The following is a 17,834-nucleotide window of genomic DNA, read 5'->3' as shown; positions in this document are numbered from 1 at the left end:
GGGATGACTATGATTTATGATGTAATTATTGTGGGTGCTGGTTCAATGGGAATGGCGGCTGGTTATTATTTAGCGAAGGCAGGAAAAAACGTCCTTATGCTCGATGCTTTTGATCCACCACATGAAGAGGGCAGCCATCATGGCGAAACAAGAATTATTCGTTTTGCTTACGGTGAAGGAGCGAGTTATGTCCCTTTCGTGCTACGCGCTGGACAACTATGGAAAGAGCTTGAAGCGGAAACAAGTGAATCTTTATTTTTACAAACAGGTGTGATGAATGTTGGTCAATCAGATCATACCTTTCTTCAAAATGTTAGAACAAGCGCGAAACTATACGATTTACCTTTAGAACAGTATACAGCCGCCGAAGCGATGGAAAAATGGCCTGGATTAGCATTGCCTGAGGATTTAGTAGTGTGCTATGAACCAACTGCAGGTGTATTGCATGTAGAAGCCTGTATCGCTGCCTATAAAAAGTTAGCATTAGCACAAGGTGCCATTTTACATACAAATGAAAAGGTCCACGCTATTAAGACCGAAGACATTGTACAAATACATACAAAAAATGGGCTATATGAGGCAAGAAACCTCATTGTCACAGCAGGTGCTTGGGCATCGGAATTGCTCCAAACCATGAACCTTTCATATCCTATTACACCAACACGCAAAACATTTGCTTGGTTTGAAGCAGACGAACAGCTTTATCGTGACACTACTTTCCCCGCCTACTGTTTCGAATTTGCTGATTCTGCCTATTATGGTTTTCCAAGCATTCATGGGGCAGGCTTGAAACTAGGTCGCCATGATGGTGGTGAGCCTATCGACCCTAATGAGCCAATGCGTCCATTCGATAATCAGGATGCTGCTGATTTACAACATTTTCTCAATCGCTTTATGCCACAACATGGTGCACTTGCATTCGGCAAAACATGTAAATATTCTGTGACACCTGATGAACACTTTATCATTGATTTTTTACCTAATCATCGCAATATTGTCATTGCTGCAGGATTTTCTGGTCATGGCTTCAAATTTAGTAGCGCAGTTGGCGAAGTATTAACAGAACTTATATTAAATGGTACAAGCAAGCAAGATTTATCACTTTTTCAGCTTAATCGCTTTGCCTAAATCATAACAACCAAGAGAAATATTACGTTCTCTTGGTTGCTTTATTGTTGTATAACATTACATCCAATAGGCTAACGAACGTTTTTTCATGGACGTACGATATTGTTTTGTGGAAATTGGTAACACTTGATTTGTTTTGTAATCCATAATAACGCCATAGCGACGTACAACGTCCATTTGATTGATTTCACCTGTATTGTACATACGCTCCACTTCATAGGGGTCTGTTTCAAGCCATTGTTGACGATTTTTTCGAATATACGCTCGCTCTTTCACGGTAGCTGCCATATCAATTTCAAATGCATCAATATCACGATCAATTTCACGGATAACAACGCCATAATCAAGTTTCGCACGTTCAAGCGAAACATATTCATCGATGACATCCTCTAAAACTGCGTTGACATCACGCTCAAGAGGGTCCCCTAATCCTCCCCCGCCAGCAGATGGACGTGTAAAGGAGTCTCCCTTTTTCAATGCGACATTAGAAAAAATGGTACCCAAAAATTCCTCACCAGCTTGATTTGGGTTTAAAATCGCGCCTTGTGCAATGGATGGTAAGCCGCCCATAATGCCCCACGTAATAGAACGAGAACGGTCACAACAATATGACATCACGGTGTTGTTTATATCTGTTAATAACCCACCTTTTTCAACACCACAACCACCGCGATATTTCCCTGGACCTGCTGAATCTGTAATAATCTCATGTTTTGTCGTTAGTACAGGAGACAAGCGCTCTTGCCCTTCACACGGTTGGACACTTAAGCCGACCCCAAATACAGGTGATGTCGTATTTGCGCCATCGCGATCCACACGCCCACCATGTCCTCCTGCCATCCAGTCATACCACATAAAATACCCATTATTATTTTGTCGTTGATCGTAGCCACCAATTAACAAATACTCTAGGTTAAATGAACAAGCAATTGCACGTTCAGGCATGATGTTTGACCATAACTCAAAACATGCATTCATTATCTTTTCAAAAGAACCTGAGCAATAGCCAGATACCGCAATAGGACTCGGCGCATTGACAACAGTATTTTCGGGCAAATGTATTTTGACAACTCGATAGAAACCTGAATTTAATGGAATTTCCGGAAAGAATGTTTTCGTTCCTGCATAAATACCAGAAAGTGCCGAACCGAATCCAGCATTTAAAAAGCAACTTATAGCAGGGTGTGACCCACTTAAATCATAGAAAATTTCATCTTCACGAATTGTCATTTTCACATGCACTGGTATTAAGCCATCCCCTAGCTCTGGGTCCATATCAATATAATCGACTGTTTCCCATTGTCCTTTTGGTAAGGCTTTAATCTTTGCACTCGTCAAACGTTCTACATAATTTTGTACCTCTTCAAATGCTAGTAAAACCGTATCGATACCATATTTGTTAATCATCTCATTCAATTGTTTTTCGCCAATTTTAGCCGCTTCTACTTGTGAACGTAAATCGCCAATTCGTTCCTCGGGAATACGCATATTCATCACGATAATATTCACAACATCTGCTAAATACTGACCTTTACTATAAATGCGTACAGGGGGTATTCGTAAACCCTCTCCATAATGTTCCTTTGCTGTAATATCAAAAGAACCTGGATTAGAACCACCTACATCTGCCCAATGACCGTTTGTTTGCATCAGGGCAATCAGCTTATCGCCATGGAAAACAGGTAGTATAACCCGAACATCGCTAAAATGCGTGCCCCCCCGATATGGATCATTTACTAAAAATACGTCACCAGGGTGAATATCATTTGCAAAATCCTCTAAAACCGCTTTCGCTGTTAGATGTAAAGTACCGACATGTACCGAAATATCTTGTGTTCCCTGCATAACTGTATTTCCTTGTGCGTCACATAATGCACAACTAAAATCCCGATTATAAATAACAAAAGAATAGCAAGTACGCAGCATTTGTTCAGCCATTTGATCGACTAAATTTACAAAGCCATTTTTCAACACTTCAAATGTTACTGGATCCAGATTTTTAATTTGATTATTTAGGAACAATCCTGTAGTACTCATAGACTTTCCCCCTTATCATGTATTAGTTCACTGTAATAATGATATTTTTATAAGCATCTACTTCAGCCGTAAATCCTGGTGGAATGACCGTCGTCGTATCTAATTGATCCACAATTGCAGGACCTTGTAATTGTGCATGCACTGGAATTTTATCGCGATAATAAACGTTTGTTTCAACATATGCCCCATCAAAATAGACAGGTCGTGTCTCTTTATAAGCATCTTGTAAGGAGCCAGTTGATTCAAATTGTGGGAAATTAGGTTTTGGCACTGTACCTATTGCAGTCACACGTAAACCGTAAATCTCAACAATCTGGTCCTTATCTGAAAATGCAAATTCTCGCTCATGTTCTTGGTGGAATGCTGCTAATACTTCCTCCAAGGAAGTGACGTAATCTGGTACCACAACCGCTAAGGAGCGCCATTGTCCCTTATAGCGAAGATCCATATAATTCATCAAAGTCGATGTTTCTTCAGAAATCCCTTCTTCTTCTAATAATGCTTTCGCCTCTTTCCGTAGTGCCTGATATTGAATATCGAGCTCTTCGACTGATACTTCATTTGCTTTTTTTACAAACGTTTTTGAAATATCGTGGCGTACATCTACAAGTAAGCACCCCATTGCTGCTGCTACGCCCGGATGTGTAGGGATAATGACTTTCGGGATATTTAAATCTTTTGCTAAATGTGCGGCATGAAGTGGCCCTGCACCTCCAAAGGCTACAAGAGCAAAATCACGTGGGTCATAGCCCCTTCGTACAGAAATTAAACGAACGGCATCACTCATATTGGCATTGGCAACTTCAATAATGGCACTCGCAGCTTCTTCAATTGTCTGATTGAAAGCTTGCGCAATTTTTGTTACAGCCTGCTGTGCCTTTCCTTTATCTAATTGCATCATCCCATCTAATAATGTCACACCAAGACGTCCTAAAACGACATTAGCGTCTGAGTTAGTTGGCTCTGTACCACCATGACCATAGCAGGCTGGACCTGGTATAGCACCAGCACTTTGCGGCCCATTTCGTAATGATCCACCTTCATCTTGCCAAGCTAAACTACCACCGCCAGCACCTATCGTTAATATTTCAATACTTGGAAATCCTATTGGATAACCATATTCAATAGACCAATCCTTTGTAATTCGAATTTGTCCTTTGTACATCAGTGAAATATCTGTACTCGTTCCTCCCATATCCAAGCCTATCGCATTTTCAAAACCGCATAACTTTGCTATATGTTTGCTCGCAATTGCTCCCGCAGCAATTCCTGAGCTCGCTAATCTAGCGGCATAGCGAGGCACTGTACTAGACGTCATGACACCTCCGCCAGAATGTAAAACTAAAATTTCCTCCTCATAGCCTCTTTTTTGCATTTCATTACTTAATTTACTAATATAATTGCTCATGATTGGTCCTAGAACAGCATTAATAATCGTTGTACTCATCCGTTCATGCTCGAATATTTCAGGTAGTACTTCACTTGAAGTACATATATAAACATCTGGCAGTTCCTCAAGTAAAATCTTTTTCACTTTTGCTTCGTTTTCTCCATTCACATAAGAATTGATAAAACATATAGCAATGGATTCTGTCCCGCGACGTTTCAATTTCTTTGCTAATACCCGAATTTCTTCCTCATCGATAGCTTGCAATACTGTTCCTTCATAATCTATTCGCTCAGTGACTTCAAAACGATCGCGGCGTTGAATATAGGGCTTTGCCGTATCTTTGTACGTATCCCAAATATCCTCCTTTGTGCCGCGACGAATTTCTGTGACATCGCGAAATCCTTTTGTCGTAATTAGAGCGGTTTTCGGTAGCTTTCGCTCAATTAATGCATTCGTACCAACCGTCGTGCCATGAGAAAAAATTTTAATATCCTGCCCTTTCAACTCTGCCTTCTCAACGCCATTTAAAATTCCCTGTTCAGGGTTTGATGGGGTGGATGAAGTTTTTGTTACAAATATTTCTCCTGTATCTTCATTAAAAACAAACACATCTGTAAACGTTCCACCAACATCTATTGCTAAGCGAGTTTGTGCCATAGAGATACCTTCTTTCGTTTAATAGTGTGAAAATATGCATAACAATCTACTAACCTATAAGAAAAAACAGTCTCCCATATGTAACGGGCTTTAAAGCCCATTACATTCCCTGTGTGCGGATTGTCACCGTTTTAAATGTTGTGAAAAATTCTTTTGCTGCTTGCCCTTGTTCACGTGCGCCAGTACTTGAATTTTTCATGCCGCCAAATGGCGCTTGTGGTTCAGCACCACCTGTCTCGTCGTTCACTTGAACAAGCCCCACTTCGCTACGCTGAATAAAATCAAAAGCTTTTTGAATGTTGTTCGTATAAATAGAAGCACTTAACCCAAATTCAGAGTCGTTGGATAATCGAATTGCTTCTTCATAATCCTTTACCTTAATCACAGCTAGGACTGGTCCAAAAATTTCATCACGCGCAATGCCCATAGCATGTGTTACATTTGTAAAAATCGTCGGGTCAATATAATAACCTTCTGATTTACCTTGCGTCGGTCCACCACCATAGACAAGTTTGGCACCTTCTAATTTTGCTTTTTCAATGGCAGCTAAAATACTCTCATATTGACCTTTTGAGGAAACTGGACCCATTGACGTGCCGACTTTGATTTCCCTCGCTTGTTCAATTAAACATGCTAACACCTCATCATAAACTGCTTCCTCAATATAAACTCGACTAGTTGCTGTACAACGTTGTCCGGTTTGCTTCATTGCTCCTTCAATTGTTAACTTTGCAGCGAGATGAATGTCCGCATCAGCTAATATAATGGCAGCGTTTTTACCGCCTAGTTCAAGCTGAATTTTTTTCTTAGTTGATCCTGCGCTATCTAAAATACTTTGCCCAACACCATTTGAACCGGTAAATGTTATTGCTTTCACTTCTGGTGCTTCAAGCAAAACTTGCCCAACTTTCGAACCGCGTCCTTGTACGACGTTTAACACATTCTTTGGTATACCTGCTTGTTCAAAGAGCTCGCCGATAAGTTTTCCCGTTAAAGCGCTTTCAATAGAAGGTTTCCAAACAACCGTATTGCCGTATACTAATGCGGGCGCAATTTTCCACAAAGGAATAGCTACTGGGAAATTCCATGGTGTAATAGCTGCAACTACACCAAGAGGGACACGCATTGTGTACAACATTTTGCCTTCACTGGCAGACGGCAATACTTCACCTGTCGCCCGCATTCCTTCTTGTGCAAAATAGCGCAAAATAGAAGCGCCACGTTTCACCTCCCCAATCATTTCATTTTTGGTTTTACCCATTTCGTTGGAAGCTGTTTCAGCTACTTTATCAATATTTTGTTCGAGCAAGTCTGCAGTGACACGCAATAGTTCCCCACGCACTACTGACGATGTATTTTTCCAATCTTCAAATGCTTCATTTGCCGCTGTAACGACTTCCTTTGTCTCATCCACTGTCAAAAGCTCTACTTGACCAATACATTGCGATGGTTTTGCAGGATTAAATTGCTCTCGAATTTCCCTAATGATAGTTGTCATAAAACCCCTCCTTGATTAAGTAACTGATTCTTCATATTAGCTCGCATTAAAGCCATACATATTAATCTTTTGCAATAATCGTTTTACGCACAAATTCAAAAGTCTCATCTAGAATACGTAACATTTCGTTTAATTCTGCTTTCGATAAAATAAGTGGTGGTGCAAAAACAACTGTATCTTGCTCGTACGTGACTGTTCGTAAAATTAAGCCTCGTTTCATCGTTTCTTGAACAAATATTGGGCTAATGGCAGTCTCGAAAAGCTCACCAGTTTCACGATTTTTAACTAGCTCAATAGCACCAAGCAAACCAATTGTTCGAACATTTCCGATAAAGCTATATTTTTCTTGAAGCGCTTTAAAACCTGTCAACATCGCTTCTCCCATAGATGCTGCGTTTTCTATCAACATTTCCCGCTCTAGAATGTCAATGTTTTTTAAGCCTACTTGGCAAGCCAATGCATGACCACTATACGTATAACCGTGCATTAAAGTCCCTTTGGAAAGCTGGCAATATGTTTCATGAATTTTTTCGGAAATTACCACACCTCCAAGCTGTGCGTAGCCACTCGATACCCCTTTAGCAAATGACATCATATCTGGTACAACGCCATAATGCTCCATGCCAAACCATTTACCCGTACGACCGAAACCGGTAATTACTTCATCCGCTATAAATAAAATGCCGTACTCATCGCAAAGTTTACGTACTTCTTTAAAATAATCTTCTGGCGGAATATTGACTCCTCCCGCTCCTTGAATCGGCTCGGAAATAAACGCTGCTACTGTTTCTGGACCTAGTGCTTCAATCATTTCTCGAAGATCGCGAACAGATTGATTGTAAACATAATGGAAATCAGGTGCAGGAGAGTTGGTAAAGTTACGAAATGCCTGTATACCCGTCGCATTTGTCGCTCCCATCGCCACCCCATGATAGGATTGTGTACGTGAAATAATTTTTTGACGCGCTGGCTGACCCTTTAATAACCAGTAATGGCGAGCTAGTTTAATCGCCGTATCATTTGATTCTGATCCTCCAGAAGTAAAAAATACTGTATTTAAATCTCCTGGTGTTAAAGAGGCTATTTTCGTTGCTAAACGAATAGCTGGTTCATTACTAAATGAAGCAAAACAAGAGCTAAATGCTAATGTAGCCATTTGTTCTTTTGCAACTTCTGCAATTTCCTCACGACCGTGTCCAACGTTTACGTTCCATAAAGAAGACATGCCATCAATATAACTTTTCCCCTCTAAATCTTTTAAATAGATGCCTTTCCCCTCTGTAAAAATAGCAGCAGGCCCTTGTGTTTGCTGTTGCTCAATCGACGTCGTTGGATGTAGAAAATGCTTTTGATCTAAAGTTTTCAATTCTTCTTTTAGTTGAATTGTCATCAATACCAGCCTCTTTTCATTAAAAGTTTTATACACTTTATTACAAGCAATTTTCATGCCAACTCCATAAAAAAAGAGACATTATTAAAAAAATGCCTCTCTAATTTATTGAATTCGTCCATCATTATTCACTATTGAGCACCTCGAACAACTTGGTAGTTTTCAGAATGTCGATATTTTTTCGCTGCAATAAACATCTTGTTAGAAACACATACGCCTATTCAAATATCACTAGCATTTCATGCTTTTTTGCACTAATTATGCAAATATACAAGCAGTGATGCATAACTGCATCATTATTCTTGATAGGAGATATGCCGTGTCAATTGGAATTTTTGTATTTTCCTTACTAACGTAGATTGATCGCAACCGAGCGCTTTGGCTGCTTGTCTTATACTCGGATGTTCAGATAATGCTTGCTTAATCAATTGCTTTTCAAACATTGCCACTTGCTCTTTTAATGTACCTACTAAAAGTGGAACTGCAAGCTGTTGTTTTACATTTGGCTGTTGCACTGTATTGTCGACTTGTCGAATAACTAGTGGATTGCTATCAAGCTCTTGTTGAACTGTACTTGCCGTAATTTCAGGTTGGGTAGCCAATAAGCAAAGGCGTTCCACCATATTTTTTAATTGCCTGACATTTCCCGGCCATGCATACGCTTCTAACACTTTCATAGCTGTTGACTCAATTGTTCGATGAATGCCATATTTATCACCTATCAACGCTAAAAAATGATTAACTAATGGAATAATATCTTGCCGACGCTGTCTTAATGGTGGAATTTCAATAGGGATAATGTTTAAGCGATAATATAAATCCTCCCGAAAGCTACCTTGCCTAACCATATCCGCTAAGTTTCGATTCGTTGCTGCGATAATTCGTACATCGATTGCAATTGGTCTGCCACTTCCTATGCGCTGTACCTCCGATTCTTGTAGCACTCGCAATAATTTAGCTTGGAGCTGCAAAGGCATTTCTCCAATTTCATCTAAAAACACCGTGCCTCCTGATGCAATTTCAAAGAGTCCGGCTTTTCCACCTTTACTAGCTCCCGTAAATGCCCCTGATTCATAGCCAAAAAGTTCAGATTCAAGTAATGTTTCTGGAATTGCACTACAATTGATTGTTAAGATTTGCTTATGACTTCGTCTGCTATAGGCATGAATAAGTTTTGTAATCTCCTCTTTGCCGACTCCCGATTCACCACCAATTAGCACGGTAGAATCTACTTCCGCTACACGCATCACCCTTTTGACTACTTGCATCATGGCGGAAGATACGGCAATTAAACTACTTTTTCTCGATTCTTGATTATGTAAGGCTTGTAGTTTGTATTTAAAATTTTCATTTTGATCTTCTAATTTTTGTACTTCTTGTTCAAGCAATTTGAGTTGTGTCATATCCCGTGTGATGGCAACAACATATTGTAATTTGCCATCTTCGTCAAAAATAGGCTGACCTGTTACTAAAAAACATCTACCGTTAATGAAAGTTTGCAATATCGTTACCTTTTCTTGCGATTCAATTACTTTCATCGAAATAGAATCACTCATTAACCCTTCAGCAATGACATCTTTTGCATATCTCCCCCGTAAATCGATGCCAACAATTTCAATATCAATATCATTTTGAAATAAAATTTTGCCGTGACGATCACAAATTGTCACCCCATCAGAAATTGAGTTCAACAACTTATGTGACAGGGGGTTCATAAAATCGATATCGTTAAACTGCTTCAATGATCTAGCTGTAAACAGCGTACCTTGAGATGTTTCTACTACATGGACGAAATATTCTTGCACCTCAAATGTTTCTTGTCCTTTACAGTATTTCTCACTTATTTGTTCAAGAAGCTCTTGTTGGATATCACTTTTGACAATCACTTCACCATTTTTCACAATAAAAAAATGTTCTTCCTTATGAAGTTCTGTTACTGACATCTGAACCGCTTCCTTTCCAAATCCATTTTATTATTTTTAGAAGTAATGCAAAAAATCCGCTCCCTATCCACGGAATCTCTAGCAAACAACTACTTGCGTAGTTGTTTGCTAGGCTTGCATTCCCGTAAGCGTGTCGCGAATTTAATCTCATCGTATAGTTCCCTCACACTCGTCTTAGCCTCGTAGTAATATTCTACTCTGAAGCTAACTTATCCTCTAATTGCTCTGCTGGTTTAGTTGAAAGTTTTCGCATGATGACAAATAGCACAATTGACACAATCAATACTAATGTACTTAAGTAAAACTGCGTACGCAACGATTCAATTAACACTTGGCATAAATAGACAATCGTTAAAACACCAATCGTAACATACGATAAGTATGGAAATAACCACATCCTAATCGATAATGGCTCGCCCGAAACTTGATCATAATACCGTCGAAATCGTATTTGTGAAATAGCGATAAAAATATAAACAGCAATCATTAATCCTCCAACACAATTACCTAAAAAATAAAAAATTACTTCTGGGGAAATAAAATAGAGCATGGCACAAATATATGCAACTAAGGTACTTCCAATAATAGCTGGTACTGGTGCACCACGGCGATTTCGTATTTGTGAGAAGATTTTTGGTGCATCTCCTTGACGTGACATTTCAAGTAACATGCGTGAACTTGTATAAAGTGCTGAATTAAGCACCGAAATTAATGAAATAAATATAACGATTTGAATAATTTGAGCTGCAATTGGAAGTCCAGCCATCGTTAAAATATTGGCATAGGGTGCTGCTAAAAACGTTGAATCATTCCACGGGATAATCATGACCATAATAGCTACTGAGCCGACAAAAAATAATCCGAGACGGAATACGACATTGCGAATAGCACGAACAATATTTTTTGCTGGATTTTCAGACTCTGCCGCAGCAATCGCTGCAACTTCAGCACCGCAAATAGAAAATATAACAAAGACAATTGCGGTAAATATTGGAACAACCCCATTTGGTGCAAAGCCACCAAATGCTGTTAAAATCCCTAATCCTTTAGGCTCATAATTAGGCCATATACCGAAAATCATTGCTGTTCCAACTACTAAAAAGATAATGATTGCCGTAACTTTAATAAATGATAGCCAATATTCAAATTCACCGAAAGATTTCACCGAATAAATATTAATAATGGTCATTAACAATGTAATGCCTACACTTCCAACCCAAATCGGTATAAATGGAAACCAGTTATGCAGCATACCCCCGATTAATGCAGCTTCTAGTCCAACAATGAATACCCAGCTAGCCCAATAAAGCCAGCCAACTGTAAAACCTGCCCATGGCCCAATATACTTTCCTGCATAAGATGCAAATGAGCCTAACTCCCCCGATTGACCAGACTTCTCTCCTAATGCGATTTCCCCAGCCGCCATTTCACCAACCATTTGCATAATTAAGACAATGAGCAAACACGCAATTGCATAGGATATGACTGCTGCTGGACCGGTACTTAAAATGTTTTTTCCGGTTCCGACAAAAAGCCCGGTTCCAATTACCCCACCAATGGAAATCATTGTAATATGTCGTGTTTTCAGTGATTTTTGCAAAGCTCCCATTAAACCACCCCTTAGTGTTTTGATATAGACATTTACTAGCCCCTTTCTCTAATGCATGTCTTCTGTTTAATGAGCAAGTTCTATGCCAAACACTACAAAAAACTTAAAATTTATAAAATTCTGTTAAATAAGCTTGTAGTTTACTAGCTTCTTATCTCGCTTCATCCTTTTATGGTGGGCACAGCTTATCAAGATGACGCGGTACGAATCGCTTTTGCACAATGCACAATTAAAATTTTGATGCACATTTGCATCATCGATTTATTTTTTACATCACATTACCCATACGCTCGATTATATGAACTTAAAATATTTAATTCCTCTCGATACTTTGCAACAGTTCTTCTTGAAATTTGAATTCCTTCTTCACATAAAATATTTGTCAATTGCTGGTCTGCTAAAGGATTTCGTTTATCCTCGGTTTCAATCAACTTTTGTAAGCGCTTTTTAATGTACATAATCGAATCCATTTTTCCGGAAGAATTCAGCAAGCCCTTTGTAAACAAAGATTGTAATGCATAAATGCCTTTTGGCGTTTGAATATACTTCCCTCGAATAGCACGACTAATGGTCGATTCATGTACAGCTAACAAGTCAGCAAGATCTTTTAAACGCATAGGTTTTATCGCTTCTAACCCCTTCGTAAAGAAATTTTCCTGCTGTTGCAATAATAATCTAGTTAACTCATAAAGCGTCTTATCTCGCTGTTCAATTCCTTGCAATAAAGCTAATGCATCTTTCATGGAATCTCGGTAGTACGTTTGATAATTTGGATCATTTTTTAACAGCGCAACATAACTTTCATCAATCGATACGATAGGTAAGTGGTGACGAGTTAACTGAATCACCCATTCTCCAGCAATTGCTTTCACTTCGATATCTGGCATCACATAGGGAATCGATTCTAATTTATCCCCCATCATAATCGGTTTCAATTTTTTTATATAGTGAACCGTTTCGATGACATCTTGTAAAGGCATCTTATATTTTTTGCTCAACTGTTTAATCGCCTGCGTTGCAACTAACTCTAAATCCGAACGAATAAAGGTCGAAGCCTTTTTGGGCGCAAACTGATCATTATCCAATTGGATAAGTAAAAATTCTTGGTAACTTCGTGCGCCTACGCCAATCGGCTCAAAAGTTTGTAATAAATCTAAAATTGCCTCTACATGCGAATAACTAGTTTGAAACTTGTCTGCTACAATCTCTAACTCTACGTCCAAAAATAAGCGATTATCCAACGATTGGATTAAAAATTTTAAAATTCGTAAATCAATAGAAGATAAATTTTGATGCATCGGCACTTGCTCTAAAAGGAATTGCTCATAATTTTCTTTTTCAGCAAGCTTCATCTCAATCATATTAAATTGGTTACTGCTAGACCTATCATAGGATGATGAAAAATGATGAACAGAACAATTTGCTAATTGCATAATCTCCTCATATTGCGTTTTTTCTTTTGCGTCGTTGACTACTAATAATGGATTTTCTGTTGCTCTTTCATAAATGTATTGCTCTAGCTCAGTCGCCGAATATTGCAATATTTCTAAATGCTGGACTAACTGTGCTGATAATATTTGTGTGACCTTTTGAGAAGTTTTAATCGTCATTTGCATCTTCTCACACCCCCAAAACGTAATTTTTCTACATAGTAACATGTTTTTTCTGTTTTTTTACACTTTTTCGTAAATTAAATACTTTTTACTATTTGTAAGGCTTATCGCTAAAAGCTATCTACTAATTTATATATGCTGTAGCCAGTTTTCACTTACGGAATTTTCTAATTATTCTAAAAAACATTTGACTTATTTACATAACGAATCATAAAATACACATATAATGTAATTGTTATCACAATGCGGTAAAAAGGAGGAGTTATTATATGTTTCAATTACCAACAGTGCAATTTACAGAAGCGCAAGAACAATTCCGTTTAGAAGTTCGAGCATTTCTACACGAAGAACTAGCAAAAGGAACCTTCGTGCCGAAATGTGATTCTTGGTTAAGTGGAGATAACCCTGAATTTTCTAAATTGATAGGGCAAAAAGGCTGGATTGGCATCACCTGGCCCAAAAAATATGGCGGTCAAGAGCGCAGTACTATTGATCGTTATATTTTAACGGAGGAATTTTTAGCTATAGGTGCGCCGGTTGCAGCACATTGGTTTGCTGATCGACAAACAGGACCACTACTTTTGCGTTATGGCACAGAACAACAGCGTGCATTTTTCCTACCGCAAATTGTGAAAGGTGAATGCTACTTCGGCATTGGGTTAAGTGAACCAAATAGTGGTTCAGACTTGGCTTCTGTCAGTACACGTGCTGAAAAAGTAGAAGGCGGCTGGATCGTAAACGGTCAAAAAATATGGACGAGTAATGCGCATCTATGCCACTACATGGTGACTTTAGTTCGAACGAGCCCATATGATGGCAAACATAAACATGCGGGATTAAGCCAACTAATCGTCGATTTACAAGCGGATGGAATTACAGTAGTCCCAATCAAATTTTTAACAGGTGAACATCATTACAATGAAGTATTCTTTGATAATGTCTTTGTTCCTGACAATATGGTTGTCGGTGAAATTGGCAATGGTTGGGTTCAAGGTTTAGCAGAGCTAGCATTTGAACGCAGTGGCCCAGAGCGTATTTTAAGCACGTTCCCTTTAATCGATGAACTCATTCAAGAATTAAAAAGACAAAATAACATTGAAGGGTTAAAACAAGCATCTAAGGTTGTCGCACGCCTCTGGAGCTTACGCAATTTATCAATTGGTGTAGCCCAGCTTTTAGCAACTGGAAACGGCGATGAAGTCTCTATTCCCGCTGCTCTTGTAAAAGCGCTTGGCACCAAATTTGAACAAAGCATACCAGAAATTACTCGTTTATTAGTGCAAACCTACCCTACACTTGACGCGCAACGTAAAATCGACCGTTTAATGGCAGAGTCTATTTTACATGCACCAGGTTTTACAATTCGAGGAGGCACTTCAGAAGTACTTTATGGCATAGTAGCGAAAGGAGTTGTCGCACAGTGAGTGAAATGAAAGAAATGATTCTTGAAGTAGTAGAACGAATGCTAAAAGAAAATGTTAGTAAAGATTTAGTTGATATTGTCGAGCAAGGCAAGTGGGCATCGGATATATGGAATTTGTTCGTGGAAAACGGTATGACGGCTGTCGCCATTTGTGAAGAAAGTGGCGGTGCGGGTGGCGATTTAGAAGATTTATTAAATATTGTTCGTTTAACAGGAAAATATGCAGCTCCGATCCCATTTACAGAAACAACATTAGCAAACTACTTATTAGCATATACTAACCTACAAGTAATGGATGATTTGGCAACCTATGCGCTAGCTGAAACGCCGAGCTTTACACTTGAAAACGACAAACTAACGGGCACAGCACAACATATTCCTTGGGCGCGCCATACAAAGCATTTAGTAACACTTGCACACAGCACAAAAGGTATCCATTTAGTTGCAATTGACTTAAACCAAGCGGCTATTTCAACGGATAAAAACTTAGCTGGTGAGCCACGTGATACGGTAACATTCCAAAACGCCAATGTTTGCCAACAATCTACTGTCTTAACTTCTAAACAAATTCAGACTATGACAGCCATTGCAACAGCCTTTCAACTAGCAATGATGACGGGCGCTATTGAAAAAATAAATGACTTAACCGTGCACTATACAAAAGAGCGTGAGCAATTTGGTCGTCCTCTCCATCGCTTCCAGCTTGTTCAGCAACATATTGTGAACTTAGCAGGTGAAACAGCGTTAGCTTTAGCAGCATTTAATAATGTGACTGTTGCCCTCGATGCACAAAGCCCTCTGAGTGAAGTGGCCTATGCACGAATTCGTTTTGAAGAAATGATTCAAACGGTAGCGACCATTTCCCACCAAGTGCATGCTGCAATTGGTACGACACACGAACATAGCTTACAACAGTATACACGTAGGCTTTGGTCATGGCGTGATGAAGGCGCAAGCACTTTTTATTGGACTGATTTGGTGGCAACTCAATTACTAGAACATAGCGGTGACAGCTTATGGGCTTATATGACGTCATTCACTAACAATTCACTACTGCTCAAAGCTCAGAGCTAAAAACTATACTTTGTTAGTTGAAGTAAGCAGTGCAATTCTACAGCACAAGCCAGACAAAATACCAATTATGTAAAGGGAGAGATGAACATGGCAGATTTATTATTTGATGTTAAAGACCATATTGCCACAATTACGTTAAATCGACCGGAGGCGTATAATGCGTTTAGCGAGGAAATGATTGCAGAATGGATTACAGCGCTTGAAACCGTACGTGATTCAGATGATATTCGTGTGGTTATCGTGAAAGGAAATGGCAAATCATTCTGTGCAGGTGGCGATATTAAGGCGATGCAAGCTGGAGAAGGTTTTTTCAAAAGTGAGGATGATATTTCTTCGACTGGCTTAGCACGAAAAAATTCGCTATGGAAAAAGATTCAACGTATTCCATTGCTGCTTGAAGAAATTGATAAGCCAGTAATTGCACAAGTGCACGGTTTCGCAATGGGTGCCGGTCTTGATATGGCTTTAATGTGTGATATTCGGATAACGGCAAAATCAACAAAAATCTCAGAGAGCTACATAAACGTAGCAATCGTTCCTGGTGATGGTGGCGCCTACTATTTACCAAAGCTTATCGGCATCGATCAGGCACTGGACATGTTTTGGACTGCGCGTGTTTTAACAGCTGAAGAAGCGAAAGCGAAAGGCATCGTTACCTTTGTCGTAGAAGACGAGGCACTCGAAGAATACACATTACAGTATGCACAAGAACTAGCAAGTCGCCCAACAACAACAGTACAATTCATTAAACGTGCGGTCTATCAAAGCCAACGCATGGATTTACGCACAGCACTCGATTACATTTCTTCTCAAATGGCGATTGTAACAGAACTAGAAGATTTTAAAGAAGGTGTAACAGCCGTCGTAGAAAAACGTAAAGCAGTATACAAATAACGTTTGTGGGAGGAAACCATATGCAACCTCTTAATAATATTCGGGTGTTAGATTTATCACGTGTCTATGCCGCTCCTGCCGGCTCCATGTTGCTAGCTGATTTAGGTGCTGAAGTTATACGTGTAGAGCATCCCGATGGCTCTGATAGTATGCGTGACTGGGGTCCATTTTTAAATGAACAAAGCACCTATTATTTATGTGCCAATCGCAATAAAAAATCGATAACATTAGATTTAAAAACAGATGAGGACAAAGAAAAATTTAAAGAGCTAGTAAAGGATGCAGATATTATTCTTGAAAACTTTAAAACTGGTGATATGGAGCGGATGGGGCTAAGCTATGAGGAATTAAAAAAAATAAATCCGCAACTCATCTATTGCGCGGTGACCGGCTTTGGTCAAACAGGTCCCCTCGCCTACGAACCAGGGTTTGATCCGGTCATACAGGCGATGAGTGGATTAATGCATGTAACAGGTGCAACGGATGGTGAGGCGACAAGAGTCGGTGTCCCAATTGCAGATATTTTAACTTCCCATTATGTCGTCATCAGTATTTTATCTGCATTACGAATGCGAGATATAACGAATAACGGGCAGTTTATTGATTTAGCATTATTGGATGTTCAAATGAGTAGCTTAGCAAATGTTGCGAGTGCCTATTTAAATACAGGATTTGCTTCTGAACGTTTAGGCAATCGGCATAATAACGTAGCGCCCTATCAAGTATTTAACTGCGCAGACGGTCCTTTAATGATATGTGTTGGTACTGATGGGCAGTTTCAAAAATTTTGCACAATGCTTGAACGTCAAGAGTGGGCAACCGAAGCACGTTTTAAAACAAACACGATGCGAAAGCAACATGAAGTAGAACTGGTACAACTCATTTCGGACATTACAATAACTAAAACGCGTGATGAATGGATTGCGTTATTACAACAATATAAAATACCCGGAGGTCGTGTGAATTCCATTGCGGAAGCACTTGAACAACCACAAGTTATGGCACGTGACATGATTGGGGAAATCGAACACAAAAAATATGGCAAAATAAAATTCGTCAAAAACCCGTTGCAGTTTTCAAATTTAAATATTCAATATAAATTAGCCCCACCTATACTTGGGGAACATACAAATGAATTCCAAAAATCGTCTCTACCGAAATAAATTTACGCTATAATA

12 protein-coding genes are annotated in these 17,834 nt (G+C 39.2%); 5 read left to right on the top strand and 7 right to left on the bottom strand.

Features of this window, described 5'->3' with window-relative positions:
- Positions 1-9: 9 nt before the first annotated feature.
- Positions 10-1,128, top strand: coding sequence for an N-methyl-L-tryptophan oxidase (gene solA, locus I5435_RS06880; RefSeq protein WP_025218961.1), 1,119 nt, complete (start codon positions 10-12; stop codon positions 1,126-1,128).
- Between the two features lie 57 nt (positions 1,129-1,185).
- Here the strand turns inward: solA and I5435_RS06875 are convergent, their stop codons facing one another.
- The 7 genes from I5435_RS06875 to rpoN all read right to left on the bottom strand — a co-directional run bounded on the left by I5435_RS06875 (position 1,186) and on the right by rpoN (position 13,268).
- The gene (locus tag I5435_RS06875; protein WP_025218960.1) at positions 1,186-3,165 is read right to left on the bottom strand and encodes a hydantoinase B/oxoprolinase family protein; all 1,980 of its coding nucleotides are present in this window, start codon (positions 3,163-3,165) and stop codon (positions 1,186-1,188) included.
- Between the two features lie 22 nt (positions 3,166-3,187).
- Complete coding sequence (locus I5435_RS06870; RefSeq protein WP_025218959.1) at positions 3,188-5,212, bottom strand: hydantoinase/oxoprolinase family protein; 2,025 nt, start codon at positions 5,210-5,212, stop codon at positions 3,188-3,190.
- Positions 5,213-5,312: 100 nt separating this feature from the next.
- Entirely contained in the window at positions 5,313-6,710 is a 1,398-nt protein-coding gene (locus I5435_RS06865; protein ID WP_024361410.1) for an aldehyde dehydrogenase family protein, read from the bottom strand.
- A 61-nt stretch (positions 6,711-6,771) separates the two neighbouring features.
- Positions 6,772-8,100, bottom strand: a complete 1,329-nt coding sequence (locus tag I5435_RS06860) for an aminotransferase family protein (RefSeq protein WP_108029642.1) — start codon at positions 8,098-8,100, stop codon at positions 6,772-6,774.
- Between the two features lie 296 nt (positions 8,101-8,396).
- The gene (locus I5435_RS06855) at positions 8,397-10,043 is read right to left on the bottom strand and encodes a sigma-54 interaction domain-containing protein (RefSeq protein WP_025218957.1); all 1,647 of its coding nucleotides are present in this window, start codon (positions 10,041-10,043) and stop codon (positions 8,397-8,399) included.
- A gap of 193 nt (positions 10,044-10,236) precedes the next feature.
- Complete coding sequence (locus I5435_RS06850) at positions 10,237-11,652, bottom strand: amino acid permease (protein WP_024361413.1); 1,416 nt, start codon at positions 11,650-11,652, stop codon at positions 10,237-10,239.
- A gap of 278 nt (positions 11,653-11,930) precedes the next feature.
- A complete protein-coding gene (gene rpoN, locus I5435_RS06845; protein ID WP_025218956.1) occupies positions 11,931-13,268 on the bottom strand; it encodes an RNA polymerase factor sigma-54 in 1,338 nt (445 codons plus the stop codon).
- Between the two features lie 266 nt (positions 13,269-13,534).
- On the opposite strand from rpoN, the gene I5435_RS06840 reads away from it, so the two are divergent.
- The 4 genes from I5435_RS06840 to I5435_RS06825 all read left to right on the top strand — a co-directional run bounded on the left by I5435_RS06840 (position 13,535) and on the right by I5435_RS06825 (position 17,819).
- Complete coding sequence (locus I5435_RS06840; protein ID WP_024361415.1) at positions 13,535-14,689, top strand: acyl-CoA dehydrogenase family protein; 1,155 nt, start codon at positions 13,535-13,537, stop codon at positions 14,687-14,689.
- A gap of 5 nt (positions 14,690-14,694) precedes the next feature.
- A complete protein-coding gene (locus I5435_RS06835; protein ID WP_227665452.1) occupies positions 14,695-15,762 on the top strand; it encodes an acyl-CoA dehydrogenase family protein in 1,068 nt (355 codons plus the stop codon).
- Between the two features lie 87 nt (positions 15,763-15,849).
- Positions 15,850-16,656 (top strand): enoyl-CoA hydratase/isomerase family protein, encoded by an 807-nt coding sequence (locus I5435_RS06830; RefSeq protein WP_025218954.1) that lies wholly within the window; start codon positions 15,850-15,852, stop codon positions 16,654-16,656.
- A 20-nt stretch (positions 16,657-16,676) separates the two neighbouring features.
- On the top strand, positions 16,677-17,819 hold the full coding sequence (locus tag I5435_RS06825) for a CaiB/BaiF CoA transferase family protein (RefSeq protein ID WP_025218953.1): 1,143 nt from the start codon (positions 16,677-16,679) through the stop codon (positions 17,817-17,819).
- Positions 17,820-17,834: the final 15 nt, after the last annotated feature.

Origin of the sequence: Lysinibacillus sp. C5.1 (assembly GCF_016350185.1) — a bacterium.
Lineage (GTDB): Bacteria > Bacillota > Bacilli > Bacillales_A > Planococcaceae > Lysinibacillus > Lysinibacillus sphaericus.
The sequence above is the reverse complement of the archived record's forward strand: the minus strand, read 5'-3'. Positions and strand labels throughout refer to the sequence as shown.